Here is a 22,622-nt window from a genome sequence, read left to right as displayed (position 1 = left end):
TCGTGTGCCTAAACCCCACTTTACCATGCACGTATTCCATCAACCGCCATAACCATTGTTATTGATCGGCCAAGGGGCGACAATGCTGATGCTTTAGCGGTGAATTACAGTTACAGAGTAAAAACTGTGAGGTGCCTTCTTTTCCAGAGATCTGCTGTTACAGGTGGGACTGGTGCCTGCAACGATCCCTTACTCTACGGTTTTGCGCAGAATAACCAGATTGTCCAGAATCAGGTTTGAGGTCCAGATGAAGTCAGCATCCGCCCCTTCAGTATCGAACACATCGCGGAAGTTAGTGAATGCTTTCTTGCTCTCAACACCTACAGCCTTGTTGGAGTAACTCGATGCTGAAGGCCAGCTTCGGTCGTCGAAAGAGGGCATCATCCAATCGAGTGGCAAATCCCAGTATGCAGCAGAGAAGCCGTCCGCGTTGTCGACTCCTCTGTCATCGCAGGGGGTACTCCGTCGGATTTGACGAGATGCGACCAGGCAATCACGATTTTGCAAAGGCGAGGTGTAGAAGGTCTGTGCACGCCAGCGCCTGTTTGTGATCGTGACAGTGTTTTTTGCCAAGTCTTGCAGGTGAGCGACAAAGCCGCCATTGCCGGGCTGGAAGGCCTTGTCACCATCGTTCTCTGAGCCCAGGCCAAGATTCTCTTCCCAGTCGACTGCCATGACAGCGATTGTAAGCGGACGATCAGCCTTGAAGCGAACCACGCTGGAGTTGAGCGGTGTGAACGGAACCGGGTCAACCGCAAGTAACTGACCATTGATATAGAGCTCGAAGTAATTATCTGCAAAGAGATACATCACGAATTCTTCAACACCGCCGGCGTCCAGCACAGGCACGCTCTGAAGGTCGAGTTGCGAGATCGACAATAGTCGAGTGCCACCACATTCGTTGAACAGGTCAGATGCTTTGGGTGCTGATTCAAAGTTTGTCGCAGCCGGAACCGTCCTCATCGTATTCTCGTTGGATCTGATTTCACCGACCGCACTGAGCCGAGAGCCAGGGCCGCAATCTATCAATCCGGGTTTGATCTGACTGGCCAGACCGGTGCTGAATGAGGCTTCCTGGGCGTACAGACTGGAGACGCTGGTACTGGCGCAAAGCACGGCAGCGGCAATGATACGTGCAATCATGGACAGTACTCCTGATAGGGGGTGGACCATTGAGGCGGCAGAATCTGGCGTTCTACTGAACAAGCACGTCCTGAAAGTACAGAAAAGCTGGATGTGCCCTCATAGAAGAGTGCCTTTTGCCGTTAATCGTTCATTTTGGCAATGCCCCTGGATCAGTCGCTGTACTGACGATACAGTTGCTGTCCGCTGGCGTCCATCGAATTCAAGACAGACTCGAATCAACTGGCGTGTATTCAGAGCGTCGGTACTTGTAATGGGGAGCCGAGCGAGGCAGAAGAGCTCAAGCCGCTCTGCGGTGTGAAGACATTGATTCACTATCATTTGCAGCGCTCCCTGTGGGAACGGGATTGAAGCGAAAAATGAATGGCAATCTGCGTTCAAGTTCCAGGGCTGGCAGTGGACGGCACAGAAAGTAGCCCTGAACCTGATCACAGCGTATTGACGTCAGAAAGTCCAGCGATGCGGCATCCTCCACACCTTCGGCAACCATGACAAGTCCCAGGTTTCGTGCCAGCTCAAGTGTCGCGGCGACTATGACCGCATCCTTCTTGCTGGTACAGACATCCTTGATAAATGCACGGTCAAGTTTCAACTCACTGATGGGAAGCCGGTTCAGGTAGGAAAGAGAACTATACCCTGCACCGTAATCATCGACAGAAAACCTGACTCCCAGAGCACGGACTTCAGACAGCACTTCACAAGCTTGCGAGGCGTTCTCCATGACCGCGCCTTCGGTGACCTCCAGTATCAATGCTGATGGCGGCAGACCGGTATCGGCGAGGGTATGCTGTATGAGCTGGACAAGTGTTCCATCGTGGAGGTTGATGGCTGACAGGTTCACAGATATGCTGAGTTCATAGCCCATTTTGCGCCAGCTCTGGCATTGCTGAGTGGCGCCTTTTAAAACCAAGGCAGTTAATTCATCGATCAAGCCGACGCGCTCTGCCAATGGAATGAATACATCTGGTGGTACGAATCCTGCCGAGGGGCTTGTCCATCTGGCAAGGGCTTCCAATCCTGTCATTTTCCCGTCAATTAGCGAGTATTTTGGCTGATAATGGATATCCAGTTTGCCGCTGGCAATGGCTTCTCTGAGTTCTTCCTTCATGACAAGTTGTGACAGGGCGTTCTTGTCAAGTTTGGGGTCGTAGTTGGCGTATGTCAATTTGCCATTTTTCGCTGTATACATGGCAACATCAGCGCAGCGTATCAATTCATAGGTAGTCGTGGCATTCACCGGGTATATAGCGGCGCCTATGCTTACGCCAATAGCCAGCTTGTAGTTATCTACCTTGTACGTCTGGTCAATTGAGTGAGCGATATCCCTGGCGACTCGCTCGACAAACTGTGCGCTTTTGTCATGAAGCACTACTGCGAATTCGTCACCGCCCAGTCTTGCTACAAACCCATCTGCCGGAATTGATTCGGCAATTCTTGCCGCAGCCATACACAGAACTTGATCCCCTGATTCATGCCCTAGCGTGTCATTGATTTGTTTGAAATTATCCAGGTCAAGAAACAGTAGGTTAACGCTGATTGCCGGGCTGTTGCTTTCTGACGTTGATTTGTTAAGCAAGGTCTCGAGAGCAAGTCGGTTGGGTAATCCAGTCAATGAATCATGGTTCGCTTGAAATGACAGTTTTTCAGTTGATGCGTAGGTACTGGCAGAATCGAAAAAGACGATCAGAAAGACGCCGAAGACACCAATCGTGCTGATACCTGCCACAATTAGAAGTCCGTCACGCGTCTGTTCCTTGGCCAGCGACACAACACGATCCAGGGGTATCGTAATCTCGATGGCACCCAGTAGCTCATTCAACGACCATTGATGGCCTGGCTCTACACCATCGGCAATGCGACGAGCAATGATGTCCGGGCGTTTCTCCAGTTGGTTGTGACAGTTCACACAGGAGGCTGATGCCGCAGGGTCAGCACTCAGATATCGCAGTGTCCGAGCGCCATTGGAATCTTTGATCTGCCAGACAGGCTTCCAGTCTACCAGCGCACCTTTTTCTCCCACATTCTGGGACTCAAGCTGTGACCAGGCCCACTCCTGGAAACTGTCTGTAATGCCTTGTTCTGGCGCCAGGTTCCATTTGCTGATTGGTCTGAAGCGGAAGAGACCATCGGTATCCTGAAGGCTGCTACGGGAGAGTTCCTTCAGAAACTGTGCCGGTAAAGGTATATGCCCCGCTAAGTCATCCGAAAATTCAGACGCGCCGAATCCATCACGCTTCAACTTGGTGACGGCCAGGCGGGAATAGGCAGATCGAGCGACAGCAGCTTGATTGGCAACCACCTCAGCCAATTTCAATGCTTCGAACTGAATGACCTGCTCCTGACTCCTGGATACAACCATCCAGGTAACCAGAGAGACAACCACAACGAACAGACCGCACATCGCGATGATTTGCGTACGCACAGAAAACCTGGCCAGATATTCCTGAAGCAGGTGCCTCTTATGGCTCGTCAGATATTTCGTCACGGGAGACTGGCTACAGGCAACAAGACTTATCTCGATGTTGAATGTCGTGTAACTCAGTTAACGACCGCCGCTGCGTATTATTTAGCCTGAATCTTTAGGTGAAGACCTCTCATTTCCATTGTTTGTAACTCCCTGAATGCTCACTTGCAATTCATGGCCTGCCTCTGTTCCGTGATCACACAGGCATCTTTCAGAACACTTGCGTCTGGAGAGCTGACCACAACGATAAAATCGTCTGCAGTGGGAAATGAAGAAGTCAATCGTTGTTTCAGGCTTTTCTCTGATACCGCTTCGAGTTCTTCCTGCAGAGAAAACCCTTTAGCGATATCTCGTTCGTCAAGCTTTGCCATCAAAACGGCATAAGACATAGAACTTGCATCTTCCTGGGATACCGTCAGGTTTTCCTTTAAAGGCTGCTTGAGCTGTTGAAGGTCTCCACTCGGGCCATCTGCACGGAATTCAGTGTAGGCCTGGCGTATGACTTGTTCTGCTTCGTTGATTTTGCTGGCTTCCATCGGTCCGGACAAGACAAGAAGCCTGGTATCTCGTGTAAAGCTGACTATGCCAGCTCCATAGCCATAACGGGCTTGTAGCTTGGTACTGACGGCTTCAAACAAGACACTCTGTGGACCATTACCCAAGGATGTTGCCAACAGGATATCTTCGAGCTCTGATCCTTCTCGCGAAGGCGGTAGTTTGCCAATGAAAGTCAGGGTGCTTGCTTTGGCATCAGGGACATGCATCAGTATGCGTTTTGGTGAAAAGTCGGTAGCTACGGCTACCTCGCTGAGCTGCTCTCCCTCAGGAATGTCTTTAAACAATGCATCTACAATGGTATTTGCCATTTCCGTATCCAGGTCACCTGCAACAACGATTGAAACACCATTGCGGTTGAATGCGGATTTAGCCCAAGTGGCAACTTCATCCTGTGTTACCTCTTCTATCATATTGGGTTCATCCAATGAAATTGCCGTACGTATGGGCTGTTCGCCAAACACCGCCCAACGCATAGCTTCAAACCCTTTTGTGTCTGCGTTTAATCGTATTTCTTTGATATGAGAGGCAAATTGGCCACGAGCACGCTCAAGCCAGCGTTCATCCAGTGCGGGGTTTCGCAAATGCGCATTGACGATCTTGAGCATTTCATCCTGGTGTTCCGGAGAGAAGTTCAGAGTTCCGAACAGGTAGTCAGTCGTTGGCATCAAGTGGCCTTCTGAATTCATACCCTCAAAACGTTCCAGGGCTTCACCGGCTGAATAGTCCCCGGCACCTCCGGATAGCAGTAATTGCGCTCCAATATAGGGAACGGCCTGATTGAGTTTCTCGTCGAATGCCCAATGACTGGGCCATGCAATCTGCACTGATACGCGCGGGTTGTCTGGCATCTTTACAAGCGAATATGCCAATCCACTGTCGCTTACCTCATCACTGATAGACGAGGCATGAGCATGAGCAGAGCACAGGAAAAATATAGCCAGAAATATACCTATATTACGAATCAAAGACTTTCTCCATTATTGTTCCCTCACCTCAAAGCTCAGTAGAGAGTGAAAACCGAGAGAGGAAAATACCATGGTAGTAAAGCAGGGGTAAGGTACATTATTGTATTTTCTCTGTTCTGGGAATCGGTCTCGACACGCTTGTTGAGATGTCTATTGAGGCATAGTGCAGTTATTGAAGAAACTACACGATTGAAGGCAGATTGGTGCTGCGTCGAATTTCAAGAGCGGAGCCATGGTTCTGCCTTTATATGGCTGATAAAAGAAAACATTTTCCAGTTTTCCAACGTAGACTGGTGGACTTGAAAATCGTACCAGGATGAAGAATGCAGCCACTAGCTGAGCAGACTCTCTATATCAATGGTCGTTACGTTGATGCCACGTCAGGTGAGACGTTCGACACTGTCAACCCGGCGACGGGTGAGGTGATATGCCGTGTGCAGCAAGCCGCAGAGGCGGATGTTGACAGTGCCGTGGCCGCGGCTCGTGCGGGACAGAAGATCTGGGCTGCGATGAGCGGTGTAGAGCGCTCGCGTATCATGCGTCAGGCCGTAGCGTTGCTGCGAGAGCATAACGATGAATTGGCCCGGCTGGAGACATTGGACACCGGCAAGCCCTTGTCCGAGACCATCGCCGTTGATATCGCCTCCGGTGCTGATGCACTGGAATACTATGCAGGCCTTGCACAGGCGGTGGAAGGTGAGCAGATTCCGATCAGTGAAACCGCCTTTGCCTACACCCGTCGTGAGCCGCTCGGGGTCTGTGCTGGCATCGGTGCCTGGAACTACCCGATACAGATCGCCTGCTGGAAGTCCGCTCCTGCACTGGCCTGTGGCAACGCCATGGTATTCAAGCCAAGCGAGGTGACTCCGCTTACGACATTGAAGCTTGCCGAGATCTTTACCGAGGCGGGTCTTCCCGATGGCGTGTTCAACGTCGTTCAGGGGGACGGTAGCGTCGGTGCCATGCTGACCAGGCACGAAGGTATCGACAAGGTCTCTTTCACAGGAGAGGTGGGTACGGGTAAAAAAGTGGCGGCAGCTTCTGCAACCTCCACACTCAAGGATGTCACGGTGGAGCTTGGTGGCAAGTCGCCGTTGATCATTTTCGAAGATGCTGATCTGGAGAAGGCTGTCTCAGCAGCGTTGATGGCTAACTTCTACAGTTCCGGCCAGATTTGCACGAATGGCACCAGAGTGTTCGTGCACGAAGATATCAAAGAGGCATTCGAGCAGAGACTGATTGAACGAGTCAGGAACATTCGTGCGGGTGACCCACTTGACCCTGAGACCAATTTCGGACCATTGGTCAGTTTCCAACATATGGAAAAGGTGCTCGGTTACCTGGATGCCGGCAAGGCGGAAGGCGCTCGTTTGCTGATTGGCGGTGAACGCATGAATGGGGCCGCGTTTGCCAGTGGCGCCTTTGTTGCCCCCACCGTATTCACTGATTGCACGGACGACATGAAGATTGTGCGCGAGGAAATCTTCGGTCCGGTGATGGCTATTCTGAGTTTCTCCGGAGAGGCAGAAGTCATCCGTCGTGCCAATGCCACTCACTATGGCTTGGCAGCCGGGGTGTTTACCGAAGGGTTGCGTCGTGCTCATCGAGTTGTACAGCAGCTGGAAGCCGGTATATGCTGGATTAACAACTACAACCTGTCGCCGGTAGAAATGCCCGTGGGAGGCTACAAGCAGTCAGGGGTGGGGCGTGAAAATGGCCTTGTCACTCTGAGTCATTACACCCAGATCAAGAGTGTCTACGTTGAGTTGGGTGATGTGGAGTCTTCGTTCGAATGATGACTCGCCCTGGAAGAACATTGAGGAAGCTGCAATGAGTACCGTGCCGAATAATGATGAGTTTTCCGTGGAGGATCGCGCTCTGGTCGGAAACCCCAGCGTCCGTCTTCCCGTTTTCGTGACATCGGTGATCGGGGTACTTGTAATGGCCACCTGGGCGATTGTCGCACCCCAGCAGGCCGAGGCTGTCATTGGCACCGCAGTGGGCTATGTCGTGGACTGGTTTGGTTGGTTCTATATTCTGTTAACGACTGTCGTACTACTCTTCGTACTCTACCTGGCCGTCTCACGCTACGGTTCGATCAAGCTCGGCCCGGATCACTCCAAGCCAGAGTTTTCAACATTTGCCTGGGCATCAATGCTGTTTGCTGCCGGTATCGGAACCGACGTCATGTTCTTCGCCGTTGCCGAGCCGGTGAGTCAGTACATGCTGCCTCCGACAGGTGCACCTGAGTCAATTGCGGCTGCCAGGGAGGCCACTGTCTGGACCTTGTTCCATTACGGCATCTCCGGATGGGGCTTGTATGCCTTGATGGGCATGGCGCTGGGCTATTTTACTTATCGTGCCAATCTTCCATTGGCTGTGCGTTCGGCGCTCTATCCGATTTTCGGCCGCCGTATTGATGGCGCGCTTGGTCATACTGTGGATACCGCAGCTGTGCTGGGCACGATTTTCGGCGTAGCCACCAGTCTGGGCATTGGCGTGGTTTTTCTCAACCAGGGGCTGAACATTCTGTTTGATGTACCGGTCGGTCTGGGTGCGCAGATTGCACTGATCGTGCTTGCTGTCGTGATCGCTGCCATATCGGCGACAACCGGCGTCGACAAGGGTATCCGGTTGCTCTCTCAGCTCAACGTGATCCTGGCCCTGAGCCTTGCTGGCTGGGTGCTGATCACCGGCAAGACCGGTTTCATTCTGAACGCCATCGTGATGAACGTCGGCGACTACGTGCAGACTTTTCCCAGCAGGAGCATGGAAACTTTCGCATTCGAAGGTGCCAGTGAATGGATGTCATTCTGGACGCTGTTTTTCTGGGCCTGGTGGATTGCCTGGGCCTCGTTTGTCGGCCTGTTTCTGGCGCGCATCTCGCGCGGTAGGACTATTCGACAGTTTGTCGCCGGTACCATGATCATTCCCTTCAGTTATGTCGTCATGTGGATCTCGATCTTTGGCAATGCGGCAATCGAGAGAATTCTGTCCGGTGATCAGGCCTTCGCTGAGCTGGCTCTGGGCTCACCTGAATCCGGTTTCTATGCATTGCTCGAAAGCTACCCTCTGGGTGGGGTTGTCGTTGCTTTATCAGTATTCGTAGGCTTGCTGTTCTATGTCACATCAGCTGACTCCGGTGCACTGGTAATGGCCAATCTGTCGTCGAAACTGCGTTCGCCTCAGGATGATGCTGCGCCATGGCTCCGGATTCTATGGGCTGCGGCAACGGGTCTTCTGACGATCGCGGTGCTCGCCGTTGGTGGCATCTATGCTCTGCAGTACGCTACGGTGATCTTCGGACTGCCGTTCGCATTTGTCGTGGTGTTGGTGATGTTCGGGTTGATGAAAGCGTTGCGGGTCGAGGGACGCAGGACCGCCTCAGGAGCGCACTCTCTACCTCTGATGCTTTCGGCACGTGCTGAGAGTGCAGAGGATGATATGGCCATGTCCTGGCAGACGCGTCTTGCAAGGGCCGTGAATTTTGTCGATATCGCTTCAGCCACCAGTTATCAGGAGCGAGTGATCAGGCCAGCGCTCAATGAAATCGTAGCGGAGTTTGCTGCAGGGCAAGTCGAAGCCGAGGTGCTCAGTGGAGTGGTTGACGCCGGCAAGGGTAAGCAACTGCCTTACGTTGAACTACGGACGCTTTCCAGTGAATATCCCTTTATCTACCGGGTGCAGGTGAGTGAATCTCCAGTTCCGGGCTACGGCGGACGAATGGTGGGCGATCACGATAAGTACGCGCGCCTCGAGATCTTCTCTGGCGACGGTGGTCAGGATTACGATGTCATGGGCTACACCGGAGCACAGCTGATTCACGATTGTCTGGACCGGTACGAGCGACATCTGGAGTTTCTACGTATTAGCTGACAATTGATGCCTGAACTTGCCTGTAGGGTGTTTTTCCTACAGGCGGGTGATGTAAGGGGTCGTAAAACCTATTCCACGATCCCTAAGGCCGGTTACTTGCTTTGGGCCATTATCGATCTGCTCGTTGCAAGCCTCTTAAAATAGCCCCTGTTTGATTTCCTTCAGTATCAGATGCGTGTGAATGCGTGAGACGCTAGGCAGCTCAAAGAGGAAGTCGTCCAGCAAGTGGTTGAAGGCTTGTTGATCAGTGCAGGCAACACGCAGATGGAAGTCGGCATCACCGGTGGCAGCCAGGCATTCGATGATTTCTTCTTTAGCGGTTATGGCTTCGATGAACTGTGTGACTTGCTTGCGGTTCTGACGTTCCAGAGAGATCAGGACGATAGCGTGAAATTCGATTCCGGCCTTGCGATGATCAACCAGGGCTGCGTAGCGTTTGATGACTCCGGATTCTTCCAGAGCGCGAACCCGCCTCCAACAGGCCGAGGCAGACATACCCGCTTTCTCGGCTAATGCCTGGTTGGATATTTGACCATCCTGTTGCAAAATGGCCAAGAGCTTCCGATCTTGCTCCGAAATATTCATAGGTTCATTTCAGGACAGGGTAAATGGTTCGAATAACCACATTATCATCCTTGTGTGAATAGATATTTCGATATGGCTGTATTTTTCGATGAAATAGAAAAGATTGTTCAAGTAGTTGGATATAACATCCCCGGTACGTTCTAACGATCGATGAGAGTGCGCCATGTCTGATCCGTCCAGCAACAGTCCACTGCCAGCTGTCAATCTGCAATACGAGCTTGCTGATCGTTATGCGCAACCTTCGGGGCGTGTATACATGACGGGCACGCAGGCATTGGTCAGGGTGATTCTCGATCAGGCACGGCGTGATCGAGCCGCTGGACTCAATACGGCAGGTTTTGTCTCGGGCTATCGTGGTTCGCCCTTGGGTGCTGTGGATATGGAGCTGTGGCGCGCCAAGAAGCTTCTCGAGGCGGCCAGGGTCGAATTTCTACCGGCGGTCAATGAAGATCTGGCAGCGACAGCAGTATTGGGCTCGCAGCAGGTTGAAGGCTATCCAGACAAAGAAGTCGATGGTGTCTTTGGTCTGTGGTATGGCAAAGGCCCCGGGGTTGATCGCTCCGGAGATGCGCTGAAGCATGGTAACGCTTACGGTTCATCGCCCACCGGTGGCGTGCTGGTCGTGGTTGGGGATGATCATGGCTGTGTGTCCTCCTCAATGCCGCATCAGTCCGACGTGGCTTTGATGTCCTGGTTCATGCCGGTGCTGAACCCTGCCAGCATTGCCGAGTATCAGGCGTTTGGCGAGTACGGTTATGCACTGAGTCGATTCAGTGGCATGTGGGTCGGCATGAAGGCAATTTCCGAGACTGTCGAGTCCGCCTCGTCGGTTGAGATCCAGTCCGATCGCCAGTTTGCTCAACCGGTGTTCACAGTGCCTGTGGGCGGCTTGCATTATCGCTGGCCCGACTTGCCCGGACCACAGATCGAAGAGCGCCTGGAAGCCAAGAAAGAGGCGGTGCTGGCCTTTGCGCAGGCCAACCCGATTGACCGGCATGTCTACAAACTCGATGACGCAGTCTTTGGCATTGTCAGTACCGGTAAGGGCCATCTTGATCTGATGGAAGCATTGCGCCTGTTAGGTGTGGATGAAGCGGTTTGCCATGATTTAGGTATTGATATCTACAAGGTGGGCATGGTTTGGCCACTGGCGCGTGAAGATGCTTTGGATTTTGTCCGTGGCAAGCGCGAGGTGTTGGTGATCGAAGAGAAGCGCGGGATCATCGAGAGTCAGTTCAAGGAATACTTTTATGACTACCCAGGCGATAAGCCTGAGCGCATGGTGGGCAAGCGCGATGAGCAAGGTGAGCGCCTGGTACCCTGGACGGGAGAGCTGTCGCCGCGCTTGCTGGTACCTATTGTTGCGCGTCGTTTAGCCAAGCTATTCCCCGATCAGGGTTTTGTCGAGCGGGCACAGGCATTGAGCAGCTGTCAGGTAATTGCATTGCAAGTGGCAGGTGCGACACGCACGCCTTATTTCTGCTCAGGCTGCCCGCATAACAGCTCGACAAAAGTGCCTGAAGGATCCCAGGCCATGGCAGGTATTGGTTGTCACTTCATGGCTAGCTGGATGGATCGCGAAACGACCTCATTGATTCAGATGGGCGGTGAGGGCGTGAACTGGGCTGCATCTTCGCGCTTTACCAAGCGCAAGCATGTATTCCAGAACCTGGGCGAAGGCACGTATTATCATTCCGGTTCGATGGCTATCCGTCAGGCGGTTGCCGCCAAGGCCACCATTACTTACAAGATTTTGTTCAACGATGCCGTGGCGATGACCGGCGGGCAGCCGGTGGACGGGCCAATCAGTGTGCAGGCGATCGCGCATGAGGTTCGTGCCGAAGGCGTTAAGCATATTGACCTGGTCTCTGATGATCCAGCAAAGTTTCGTGCCAGTGAATTGCCCAGTGGGGTGAGCATTCATCACCGTCGGGATCTGGAAAAAGTGCAACGCGCCATTCGTGAAGTACAAGGTGTTTCAGTCTTGATATACGAGCAGGCTTGTGCCACCGAAAAGCGCCGCCGTCGCAAGCGCGGCCTGCTGGAAGATCCGGCCAGGCACGTGGTGATCAATGATCTTGTGTGTGAGGGATGTGGGGACTGCTCGGTGGAGTCCAACTGCTTGAGCGTTGAGCCGAAGGAGACCGTTTTTGGCCGCAAACGCAAGATCAATCTGTCCAGCTGCAACAAGGACTTCAGTTGTCTGAATGGCTTTTGCCCTAGTTTTGTGACCATTGAGGGTGGTGAGCGGCGCAAGCAGGCAGGTGTGCAACAAGATTTTGATGCCTGGGCCAGGGAGTTGCCTGAACCGGACATGCCAGATCTGGCCGAGCCCTACGATCTGCTGATCACAGGTGTGGGGGGTACCGGTGTCGTCACGGTGGGTGCCCTGATTACCGTGGCTGCTCACCTTGAAAACAAGGGGGCCTCGGTACTGGATTTTACCGGCTTTGCACAGAAGTTCGGCCCAGTACTCAGCTATATCCGTCTAGGCGAAAACCCTGACAGCATTCACCAGGTACGTATCGACAACTTGTCGGCGGACGCCTTGATTGGTTGCGATATCGTGGTCAGTTCCTCGCCTAAAGCATCGGCCAGCTATCGGCAAGGTATGCAGGCTGTATTGAACATGGCTGAGATGCCGACCGGTGATATTGTACGAATTCGTGATGCAAGCCTGAGAACGGAGGAGCGACTAGCTACGATTCAGCAGGCGATTGGGCAATATGACGTCCCCTGTATCGATGCCAACAAGCTCGCTGAAACCTTGTTGGGTGACACCGTGTTTGCCAATATCATCATGCTGGGTCTGGCATGGCAGGCAGGCTTGATTCCCGTCTCTTTGGCGGCTCTACACCGCGCCATCGAGCTTAATGGTGTGGCGATAGAAAAAAACCATACCGCTTTTGCCTGCGGTCGATTGCTGCAGTCTGATCCGGAGCGTCTGAATGCGCTGTTGAAACCAGCGGTGAAAATCGAAGAACCCCTGGACAAAATGATCGAGCGACGCGTGGCCTTTCTGACTGACTATCAAGACACTGCTTATGCTGCACGCTATGCACAAGCAGTTGAACGCGTAAAAGTCGCAGAGCAGTCTTGTGGCTCGCAGGCCATGGCCACAGCCGTTGCGCGCTCCTTGTTCAAGCTGATGGCCTATAAAGATGAATACGAAGTGGCACGCCTGCACACCGGTAGCGTATTCAAGCAGCAGATTGATGAGCAATTCAGCGGTGATTTCACCTTGAAGTATCATTTAGCCCCACCTCTGATCAGCTTGAAGAAAGATGGTCGGGGCCGACCGATGAAACGCGAATTTGGTGGTTGGATGACACCTGTTTTCCAGCAGTTGGCCAAGATGAAGAAATTGCGTGGCAGTAAGCTGGATCTGTTCTCGTACACGGCCGAGCGCAAAATGGAACGCGGATTGATTGACTGGTATCTGTCTGTGATTGAACGCTCGGTAGAGCAGCTGAATACAGACAATCACGCAGCGATGGCGAAGGTGTTGGCCATGCCGATGGATATACGGGGTTACGGGATGGTGAAACACGAGGCGGTTGAGAAGGTTCAGGCTCAGGTTAATGCTGGTTTGTCGATGTAGTAAGCATGGACTCTATCTCGCAGATCGTTCTTGGTGCCTCAATTGCGCATGTCGTATTAGGTGAGAAGCTGGGCAGGCGCGCTTTGCTGGTGGGCGCCGTGGTGGGCACATTGCCCGACCTTGATGTCCTGGTTCCCTATGCGGATGCCATTGAAAGTTTCACCTACCATCGGAGCTGGAGCCACTCGTTGTTCATGCTGACATTGTTCAGCTTCCCATTAGCAGTGTTGTGCAAGCGTCTCATGCCCAAGGCTGAGTTGCCTTTTTGTCGCTGGTGGCTGGCACTTTGGTTGGTGCTGGTTACACATCCATTGCTTGATGGCTTTACCGTCTATGGCACACAGATATGGTGGCCACTGAGTACACCACCAACAGCCTGGGGCTCGGTGTTCATTATCGATCCGGCCTACACCCTGCCGTTGCTTGTCGGGGTTGTCATGGCCTGGCGACGTCAGTGGTTACGTGCCAGACCAATGGTTATTGCAGGGCTGTTGATCAGCAGCACCTATCTTGGCTGGACGCTTGTTGCTCAGCATATTACGCGTCAGAAGGTGTCAGCCACACTTGCACATAGTGCGGTTGAGGCCAATCATGTGTTGATAGCACCGTTCCCGTTTTCCGTGCTGTGGCGTGTCGTTGTGGTAGCCGATGATCGCTACTTTGAGGGCTACAGCTCTTTATTGGATGGCGACTCAGAGATATCCATGCAAAGCTACAGCAATGGAAAGCAGGCCTGTAGTGAATGGCTTGACCACTGGCCGGTGCAGCGAATGGACTGGTTCACACACGGCGCCTTTGCACTGTCGGTAAAAGATGATGTGCTCGTATTATCAGATCTTCGTATGGGGGTCGAGGATGATTATGTGTTCGAATTTGCTGTTGCCGAGAGACAGGCAGGTGCATGGCAGCCGATTGTCACTCGCCAGATGCCAGTGGAAATCGATGCTGACAGAATGAAGTTATTGTTAGCTCGAATCGTTGATCCGAATGTCGATCTGACGCCATTGACACCCTCACATGCAATGGCAGAAGGGGAGTGCGTTCAGCAGCTTGACTAGTCTTGATTCTCAAAATGATAGACGGCAATCATTTATTGATTGACGCCTATCATTTCTCGCGACATACTGCTGTTCATGAACGCGAGCAATACATCCGCAACTAGAGAGACGGGTAAGAACCCCACTTTGAGCGATGTTGCGCGTGTGGCGGGAGTCAGCTACGCAACCGCCGATCGTGTCATCAACGACCGAGGTAACGTTGCCGAGAAATCGGTTCGCAAAGTGCACGACGCGATGTCGGAGCTGGGCTATATCCGCAACGTGGCGGCGGCCAATCTGTCGCGTCAGCGAACCTACCGTCTGGCTTTTTTGTTGCCAAAAGGGCGCAACGCATTCTTTTCGCGTGTGCGTGCACATCTGGACAGTTTGGTGGAGCACCTGGTGGTCGATCAGATCAGTGTCGATGTGAGTGAAATCGATGCGTTTGACGTCGAGGGTCTGAAACACAGTCTACTGTCCATCGTGGATGCATCCTATGATGGAATAGCTGTTGTGGGTTTGCAGAGCGAGGAGATTGCAGAACCTCTCAGAAAGCTGCAAGAGCAAGGAACATCCATCATTGGCCTTGTCTCGGATCTTCCCGTCGATCATCGTGCCGCCTATGTCGGTATCAATAATGTTGCCGCTGGGCGCACAGCAGGCCGTTTACTGGGCTTGTCACATGCCGGTCGCAAGGGGTGTGTTCAAATGATCGTAGGCTCGCTTGATGCGCGTGACCACGCAGATCGGTTAAGCGGTTTTCGTGAGGTCATCAGCGAAGATTATCCCAACATAGAATTGCTCGATCCCATCATGACGCGTGATGATGCCGAAAAAGTGGCTGCTGTGGTGAAAGAGGCATTGGTTGCCGAGCCCAAAGTGAGCGCAGTGTACAACGTGGGTGCCGGCAACAGCGGGCTGGTTGCGGCGCTGGAGCAATGCACCCGTCCCAAACGATTTTTTTGCATTGTGCATGAGCTGGTAGCGCATACGCACAAGGCACTGTTGAACAAACACATCGATCTTGTGATCGATCAACGCCCGGATGTAGAGATAAATCGCTCTATCACTATTCTGAAGGCATTGATTGATGGTCGAGAGATACCACCGATGCAGGATCTGGTGCCGACAATTTATGTTCGTGACAACCTGCCATCCCATATTCCAGATACTACGTTGAGACATACCCAAGACCATGACTGATTTCTTTTCTGGCATTGAAAAACTACAATACAACCCTGACGCAACAGAGCTGGCCTTCCGGCACTACAACCCCGATGAGGTGGTACTCGGCAAGCGGATGGAAGATCAGCTGCGCTTTGCCGTAGCGTACTGGCACAGTTTTGCATGGCCTGGTGGTGATCCATTTGGTGATGCGACCTTTGAGCGTCCGTGGGCAGGTGACACAATGGACAAGGCTCGATTGAAGGCAGATGTAGCCTTCGAGATGTTCGATATCCTGGGTGCGCCATTCTTCTGCTGGCATGACGCTGACATTCGTCCAGAAGGAGCCACCTTCAAGGAAAGCCGCAGGAACTTTGAAGAAATCATCGAATACTTTGCGGCGAAAATGGAAAGTAACAAGACTCGCCTTCTGTGGGGTACGGCCAACATGTTCAGTCACCGTCGTTTCATGTCAGGGGCGGCAACAAATCCGGATCCGGAAATTTTCGCCTGGTCAGCGGCCACGGTGAAATTATGCCTGGATGCCACTCATAAACTGGGTGGTCAGAATTACGTCTTGTGGGGCGGTCGTGAAGGTTATGAGACGCTTCTCAATACCGACCTGAAGCGCGAAAGAGCTCAGGCAGGACGTTTTCTGCAAATGGTGGTCGACTACAAACACAAGATCGGTTTTGAAGGTGCCATCCTGGTTGAGCCAAAGCCGCAAGAGCCTTCCAAGCACCAGTACGACTTTGACGTTGCCACGGTTTATGGCTTCTTGAAAGAGTTCGGTCTGGAGGGCGAGGTGCAGATGAACATCGAACAGGGCCATGCCATTCTGGCCGGCCATTCGTTTGAACATGAACTGGCATTGGCAGCATCGCTGGGCATTCTGGGATCGATAGACATGAACCGCAACGATTATCAGTCGGGTTGGGATACCGATCAGTTTCCCAACAACGTGCCCGAAGTGGCAATGGCGTACTACGAAGTTCTGCGTGCCGGTGGTTTTAGCAAAGGTGGTACAAACTTCGATGCAAAACTGCGTCGTCAGTCACTCGATCCTGTCGATCTGATTGCCGGGCATGCTGGGGCAATGGATGTGTGTGCCCGTGGGTTTAAAGCAGCAGCGGCAATGCTGGAAGATGGCACGCTTGAGAACAAGCGCAACGCACGCTATGCCAACTGGGACAGCGAAGAGGGCAAGTCCCTGATGAACAGTGATCTTGCCAGCATTGCACAGACGGTTGAGTCCAGTGGCATGAATCCGCAGCCAAAATCCGGGCAGCAGGAAGTGCTGGAAAATATCGTCAATCGTTTTGTTTGATCTGTCTATTTAATCTGTGTATCGGAGGGGAGAGTCATGAAAAACCTAAAAGGCCCTGCGCTGTTTTTGGCGCAATTTGCGGGTGATGAAGCCCCGTTCAATAGTTGGGACAGCATTACCAAGTGGGCCGCAGACTGCGGCTACAAAGGCGTGCAAGTACCGAGTTGGGATGCTCGTCTGTTTGACCTGGAAAAGGCGGCAACGAGCAAAACCTACTGCGACGAGTTCAAAGGTCAGGCTTTGGCAAATGGTGTGGAAGTCACCGAACTGTCCACACACTTGCAAGGTCAGCTGGTTGCGGTGCACCCGGCTTATGACGATGCATTTGACGGATTTGCAGATCCTTCTGTACGTGGTAATCCCAAGGCGCGTCAGGCCTGGGCTGTGGATCAGGTCATGAAAGCTGTTTCTGCTTCAGCCAACATGGGTATCAAGAACCACGCCTCGTTTTCCGGAGCGCTGGCCTGGCCCTATATGTATCCGTGGCCACAGCGTCCGGCAGGTCTGGTAGAAACCGCCTTTGACGAACTGGCTGCACGCTGGCGTCCGATTCTCGATCATGCCGATGAGAGCGATGTGAACATCTGCTATGAAATTCATCCGGGTGAAGATCTGCACGACGGTGTGACATTCGAGATGTTCCTGGAGCGTGTCGACAATCACCCGCGTTGCAATATGTTGTATGACCCGTCGCATTACGTTCTGCAATGCCTGGACTACCTCGACAACATCGATATCTACAAGGATCGCATCAAGATGTTTCACGTCAAGGATGCCGAGTTCAACCCAACCGGGCGGCAGGGCGTGTATTCAGGCTATCAACCCTGGGTAGATCGTGCGGGACGTTTCCGTTCGCTGGGCGATGGTCAGGTGGATTTTGTTTCCATCTTTTCAAAGATGGCTGCCAACGACTTTGACGGTTGGGCCGTTGTCGAATGGGAATGCTGCTTGAAGCATCCGGAAGACGGTGCACGCGAAGGCGCGCAATTCGTTGCAGATCATATTATTCGTGTCACAGAGCGAGCATTTGATGATTTCGCGGACAGCGGTACCGATGAGGCCGCCAATCGCAAGATGCTGGGGATTGACTGATGTCATACGTGGCTCGGGTTCAGCTCGGGATGGTCGGTGGTGGTAACGATGCCTTCATTGGTGGCGTACACCGTATTGCATCGCGTATCGATGATCGCTTCGAGTTGGTGGCAGGTGCACTTTCCTCGACGCCAGAGAAGTCGCAAGCTTCAGGTGAGGCCCTGGGTTTGCCACGGGTCTATGATGACTTCCAGCAGATGGCGGCGGCGGAGGCCGAGCTGGATAAAGGCATTGAAGCGGTCTCTATCGTGACGCCAAACCATATGCATTTCGCTGTGGCGAAAGAATTCCTGGCACGTGGTATTCATGTCATTTGCGACAAGCCTTTGACCTCCACGATGGAGCAGGCCGCCGAGATGGCCAAGGCTGTAGAGAGCTCGAAAGCCTTGTTCGTGCTGACTCATAATTACACAGCTTATCCCATGATTCGTCAGGCCAAAGCCATGATTGAAGCGGGAGAGCTGGGGGAGCTTCGCACTGTACAGGCCGAGTATCCACAAGACTGGCTGACCGAGTCTTTGGAAAACGAAGGGCTGAAACAGGCTGAATGGCGAACCGATCCGATGCGCTCTGGTGCCGGTGGTTCGATAGGCGACATCGGCACTCATGCGCACAACCTGGCGTGTTTTGTAACCGGCTTGAGCGTTGAGAAGCTGGCAGCTGATCTGCAATGTTTTGGTGCCGGGCGCAAGCTGGATGACAACGCGCATATGATGTTGCGCTTTGCAGGTGGTGCGCGCGGTATGTTGTGGTGTAGTCAGGTGGCACCGGGCAACGAGAATGGCTTAAAGCTCCGGGTCTACGGCAGTAAAGGTGGCCTTGAGTGGAGTCAGGAAGATCCGAACTACTTGTGGTTCACCTCACAAGGAAAGCCCAGGCAGCTGGTGACTCGATCCGGGGCTGGGGCAAGTGAGGCTGCTAACGCCTTGTCTCGTGTTCCAGCAGGTCATCCAGAAGGCTATCTGGAAGGCTTTGCCAATCTGTACAGCGAAGCCGCTGATGCGATTCGTGCTGTACAAGCTGGAGCATCACGCGAACAGGCCATGGGTTTGTTACCAGGTATTGAGCAGGGCATGGCTGGTATGGCATTCATCAATGCTTGCGTTGAGTCTTCCGCAAAAGATTCGGCCTGGGTGAGTCTGTAATGTCGAGCCCCGTTCTCTGCCTTCAAAACGTCAGCAAGTCCTTTGGTCCGATCGAAGTGCTGCACAGTATCAACCTGACACTGCACGCCGGTGAAGTGCACGCGTTGATTGGCGAGAACGGAGCTGGCAAATCAACGGCCATGAAAATCCTTGCAGGCTATCAGAGCGCAAGCGATGGTGTCATTTTGCTGGATGGCAAGCCTGTTGTCTTCGACAGTCTGCATGATGGTGAAAATGCTGGTGTCGTCATGATTCACCAGGAGTTCAATCTGGCGGAGCAACTCACCGTGGAGCAGAATATTTTCCTGGGTCGTGAGATCAGGAAAGGCTGGTTGCTGGACAAATCACAGATGCGGCGTTTGACACGAAGCTATCTGGATCGAGTCGAGTGCTCGGTTGATCCGGACGCTCTGGTGTCTGAGCTGTCGAACTCTGAAAAACAGATGGTAGAGATTGCCAAGGCCTTGTCGCGTGATGCGCGTTTGTTGATCATGGATGAGCCCACCGCTGTGTTGACCAACCGGGAAACCAAAGTGTTGTTTGAACAGGTTCGTCTATTGCGAGCTGCCGGAGCGGCAATCCTGTTTACCTCACACAAGCTCGATGAAGTAGCGGACGTCTCCGATCAAGTCACGGTTATGCGTGATGGTGCTGTGGTGTATTCAGGGCCGAGTGCAGAAATTGACGAGGACGGCATGGCAACGACGATGGTGGGACGTGACGTCTCGGACCTGTATCCGGCGAAGCCCGGTGTTCCCGATGAGGCTGAGACTGTTCTGTCAGTGAAGGATCTGACGGTTCCCGGCTATGCACAGGATTTGTCGTTTGAATTGAAAAAGGGTGAAATCCTGGGTATCGGTGGATTGGTTGGTTCGGGTCGAACCGAGGCGATGGAAGGCTTGTGTGGATTGCGCGCCGCCACCGCTGCATCGATTAAGCTATTTGGTGAGCAGGTGCGAATGAAAACACCCGGAGATGCACAACGCCGTGGTCTTTGCTACCTGACTGAAGATCGAAAGCTGCGAGGGCTGGTGCTTGATTGGGGGATGCGGGAGAACCTGACGTTGCAAACCTTGTTCAAGTTTGGCGCGTTTCTGGTAGACCGTCGGGCCGAAGAGGCCGCCTTGAGCGATGCTATTGCCGAGTTCGACATTCGTTCTGGCAGCCGCACGGTTCGGGTAGGGAATCTGTCCGGCGGGAATCAGCAAAAATTATTGCTGGCTAAAGTAATGTTATCCGAGCCTCGCATACTGATTGTTGATGAGCCTACTCGAGGTATCGACATAGGTACCAAGCAACAGATTTATGTCTTCTTGCGCAAGTTGGCCGCACAAGGGCACGCCATCATCGTGATCACCTCTGAAATGCCAGAATTGATTGGTCTGGCGGATCGCATCATGGTGATGCGACTGGGCCGGATCGAAGGTAGCTTGACAGGGCAAGACATTTCCGAAGATTCAATCGTTCGCCTCTCCATGGGTCTTGAGGCAACCTCATCAAATACAGCTGCGGTTTCACCGTTGGCTCAAGACAGATCACTATGAGCGACGCGACTACTTCACATTCATCTGCCAGATTCAAATTGCCATCCATGGCTGTGATCGGCCCGGTTCTCGCACTGATTGTTCTGGTCGCAGTCGGTGCGATGATGAATTCGAATTTCCTCAGTGCTGCGAACATCACCAATGTACTCGCTCGCTCAGCATTCATCGGCATCATCGCCGTTGGCATGACATTCGTTATCACTGCAGGTGGGCTGGATTTGTCTGTGGGCTCCATGGCAGCCTTTATCGCAGGCTTGATGATCCTGGTCATGAATGCCGCCTTGCCCAGTCTGGGTGTGGGCATACCTATTATTCTGCTTGGCATGGTAGTCGCGCTACTGGCAGGCATTGCAGCGGGTCTGCTCAATGGTTTCCTGATTACCTCTCTGGGAATTGAGGCATTCATCGTTACGCTCGGTTCCATGGGGATTTATCGCAGTCTGGTCACGTGGCTGGCTGACGGTGGCACCTTGTCGCTGGATTTTTCGCTCCGAACCTTCTATCGACCGGTCTACTTCGATGGCATTCTGGGTGTGAGCTGGCCGATTATCGTCTTCGGATTAGTGGTCATCATTGGCCAGATCCTCATGTCTCGTTCGGTTTTCGGCCGTCATTGTGCGGCTACCGGTTCTAGTGAGCACGTGGCGCATTATTCCAACGTCAACGTCAATCGTACTCGACTGATCACGTATGCCGCATTGGGGATGCTGGTCGGTATTGCCACCATCATGTATGTGCCTCGCCTGGGTTCAGCTTCATCTTCCACCGGTGTCTTGTGGGAGCTTGAGGCCATTGCTGCGGTGATCATTGGCGGTACTGTGTTGAAAGGCGGCTTCGGTCGTGTGTGGGGCACCGTCATTGGTGTTCTAATCCTGAGTCTTATTGATAACATTCTGAACCTTACCGACTTCGTATCGCCCTACCTGAACGGTGCGATTCAGGGAGTCATCATTATTCTAGCTGTCATCCTTCAGCGCGAATCAAAAGCGGCCACCTAAAAACCAGAGTCGCCTCGTTTATAACCTTGGAGAAGATAAAGTGAAAAACACCACCTTGTTATCCGCAGCCATTGCTGCAAGCCTGTTCGCAGGTTCCGCGATGGCGGAAACCAAAGTCATCGGTGTATCGATTCCCGCAGCAACGCACGGTTGGGCGGGCGGCATGAACTTTCACGCCAAGCAAGCGATCGAACGTCTGGAAGCAGTGTACGAAGACTTGGACTTCGTATTGGCAACAGCGCCCAATGCGGGCAAGCAGGTCAACGATATCGAAGATATGGTTGCCACACGTGGTATTGATGCTCTCGTGGTTCTGCCCTTCGAATCCGACCCACTGACACCACCTATACAAGCTGTTGCAGAAAGTGGTGCCTGGGTTACCGTTGTTGATCGTGGTTTGTCAGTGGACGGTATTGAAGATCTCTATGTTGCCGGTGATAACTCGGGCTTTGGCAAGGTTGCGGGTGAGTTCATGGTTTCAAATATGCCTGATGGCGGTGATATCGTCGTTTTCCGTGGCATTCCTACCACGATCGATAACGAGCGCGTAGACGCCTTTACTGCCGCTATCGATGGCTCTGGTATCAATGTGCTGGACATGCAGCATGGCAACTGGAACCGTGACGACAGCTTCACTGTGATGGAAGACTTTTTGTCGAAATATCCGAAAATTGATGCTGTTTGGGCGTCTGACGACGATATGGCAATCGGCATACTGGCAGCCGTCGAAGCGGCAGGTCGTGACGATGTCCAGTTTGTTCTGGGTGGTGCCGGGATGAAGGAGATGATCAAGCGTACGGCTGACGGCGACAAAATGATTCCGGCCAATGTCACCTATCCACCTGGCATGATCGCTACCGCGATTGAACTGACAGCCGTGGGCATGACATCCAGTTCTCCGGTTTCAGGCACCTTCACCATCGGTTCTGTTCTGGTAACGAAAGAAAATGCGATGGAATTCTACTATCCCGATAGCCCGTTCTAAGCATTGAGCCATCTGTTATCAGACAATGCCTATGGTTTGTCTGTTTATTGAAATCCATGTGGCGTCTGAAGAGGGCGCCATATGGATTCAGGTTCTGGATAGCTTTGATCCGGGCTGACATCGTGGGGGCGAGGCGCA

15 protein-coding genes are annotated in these 22,622 nt (G+C 52.9%); 11 read left to right on the top strand and 4 right to left on the bottom strand.

Features of this window, described 5'->3' with window-relative positions; translation table 11 throughout:
* Nucleotides 1-189: 189 nt before the first annotated feature.
* From IMCC3135_RS30975 to IMCC3135_RS30965, 3 genes are all read right to left on the bottom strand, one after another.
* A complete protein-coding gene (locus IMCC3135_RS30975) occupies nt 190-1,143 on the bottom strand; it encodes a hypothetical protein (protein ID WP_088921109.1) in 954 nt (317 codons plus the stop codon).
* Nucleotides 1,144-1,423: 280 nt separating this feature from the next.
* Complete coding sequence (locus tag IMCC3135_RS30970) at nt 1,424-3,565, bottom strand: putative bifunctional diguanylate cyclase/phosphodiesterase (protein ID WP_088921108.1); 2,142 nt, start codon at nt 3,563-3,565, stop codon at nt 1,424-1,426.
* A 203-nt stretch (nt 3,566-3,768) separates the two neighbouring features.
* Nucleotides 3,769-5,130, bottom strand: coding sequence for a M16 family metallopeptidase (locus tag IMCC3135_RS30965; protein ID WP_088921107.1), 1,362 nt, complete (start codon nt 5,128-5,130; stop codon nt 3,769-3,771).
* A gap of 323 nt (nt 5,131-5,453) precedes the next feature.
* Here IMCC3135_RS30965 and betB point away from each other — a divergent pair, with 323 nt between their 5' ends.
* Both betB and betT read left to right on the top strand, forming a co-directional pair.
* On the top strand, nt 5,454-6,926 hold the full coding sequence (gene betB, locus IMCC3135_RS30960; protein WP_088921106.1) for a betaine-aldehyde dehydrogenase: 1,473 nt from the start codon (nt 5,454-5,456) through the stop codon (nt 6,924-6,926).
* A 34-nt stretch (nt 6,927-6,960) separates the two neighbouring features.
* The gene (gene betT / locus IMCC3135_RS30955) at nt 6,961-9,006 is read left to right on the top strand and encodes a choline BCCT transporter BetT (protein WP_088922180.1); all 2,046 of its coding nucleotides are present in this window, start codon (nt 6,961-6,963) and stop codon (nt 9,004-9,006) included.
* Nucleotides 9,007-9,141: 135 nt separating this feature from the next.
* Here the strand turns inward: betT and IMCC3135_RS30950 are convergent, their stop codons facing one another.
* Nucleotides 9,142-9,591, bottom strand: coding sequence for an Lrp/AsnC family transcriptional regulator (locus IMCC3135_RS30950; protein WP_088921105.1), 450 nt, complete (start codon nt 9,589-9,591; stop codon nt 9,142-9,144).
* Nucleotides 9,592-9,754: 163 nt separating this feature from the next.
* On the opposite strand from IMCC3135_RS30950, the gene IMCC3135_RS30945 reads away from it, so the two are divergent.
* The 9 genes from IMCC3135_RS30945 to IMCC3135_RS30905 all read left to right on the top strand — a co-directional run bounded on the left by IMCC3135_RS30945 (nt 9,755) and on the right by IMCC3135_RS30905 (nt 22,484).
* Complete coding sequence (locus IMCC3135_RS30945; protein ID WP_088921104.1) at nt 9,755-13,192, top strand: indolepyruvate ferredoxin oxidoreductase family protein; 3,438 nt, start codon at nt 9,755-9,757, stop codon at nt 13,190-13,192.
* 5 nt (nt 13,193-13,197) lie between these two features.
* Entirely contained in the window at nt 13,198-14,250 is a 1,053-nt protein-coding gene (locus IMCC3135_RS30940; protein ID WP_088921103.1) for a metal-dependent hydrolase, read from the top strand.
* 126 nt (nt 14,251-14,376) lie between these two features.
* Complete coding sequence (locus IMCC3135_RS30935; protein WP_205737794.1) at nt 14,377-15,432, top strand: LacI family DNA-binding transcriptional regulator; 1,056 nt, start codon at nt 14,377-14,379, stop codon at nt 15,430-15,432.
* A complete protein-coding gene (xylA, locus tag IMCC3135_RS30930; RefSeq protein WP_088921101.1) occupies nt 15,425-16,720 on the top strand; it encodes a xylose isomerase in 1,296 nt (431 codons plus the stop codon). The genes IMCC3135_RS30935 and xylA overlap by 8 nt, the downstream gene beginning before the upstream one ends.
* A gap of 36 nt (nt 16,721-16,756) precedes the next feature.
* The gene (locus IMCC3135_RS30925) at nt 16,757-17,812 is read left to right on the top strand and encodes a sugar phosphate isomerase/epimerase family protein (protein WP_088921100.1); all 1,056 of its coding nucleotides are present in this window, start codon (nt 16,757-16,759) and stop codon (nt 17,810-17,812) included.
* Nucleotides 17,812-18,957, top strand: coding sequence for a Gfo/Idh/MocA family protein (locus IMCC3135_RS30920; protein WP_205737793.1), 1,146 nt, complete (start codon nt 17,812-17,814; stop codon nt 18,955-18,957). The genes IMCC3135_RS30925 and IMCC3135_RS30920 overlap by 1 nt, the downstream gene beginning before the upstream one ends.
* A complete protein-coding gene (locus IMCC3135_RS30915; protein WP_088921099.1) occupies nt 18,957-20,501 on the top strand; it encodes a sugar ABC transporter ATP-binding protein in 1,545 nt (514 codons plus the stop codon). The genes IMCC3135_RS30920 and IMCC3135_RS30915 overlap by 1 nt, the downstream gene beginning before the upstream one ends.
* Nucleotides 20,498-21,499, top strand: a complete 1,002-nt coding sequence (locus IMCC3135_RS30910; protein WP_169727549.1) for an ABC transporter permease — start codon at nt 20,498-20,500, stop codon at nt 21,497-21,499. The genes IMCC3135_RS30915 and IMCC3135_RS30910 overlap by 4 nt, the downstream gene beginning before the upstream one ends.
* A 40-nt stretch (nt 21,500-21,539) precedes the next feature.
* The gene (locus IMCC3135_RS30905; RefSeq protein WP_205737792.1) at nt 21,540-22,484 is read left to right on the top strand and encodes an ABC transporter substrate-binding protein; all 945 of its coding nucleotides are present in this window, start codon (nt 21,540-21,542) and stop codon (nt 22,482-22,484) included.
* The last annotated feature ends 138 nt before the right edge of the window (nt 22,485-22,622 follow it).

Source organism: Granulosicoccus antarcticus IMCC3135, assembly GCF_002215215.1.
GTDB classification, from domain to species: Bacteria; Pseudomonadota; Gammaproteobacteria; order Granulosicoccales; family Granulosicoccaceae; genus Granulosicoccus; species Granulosicoccus antarcticus.
Note: the sequence above shows the minus strand (reverse complement) of the source record. Positions and strands in the feature narration are given on the sequence as shown.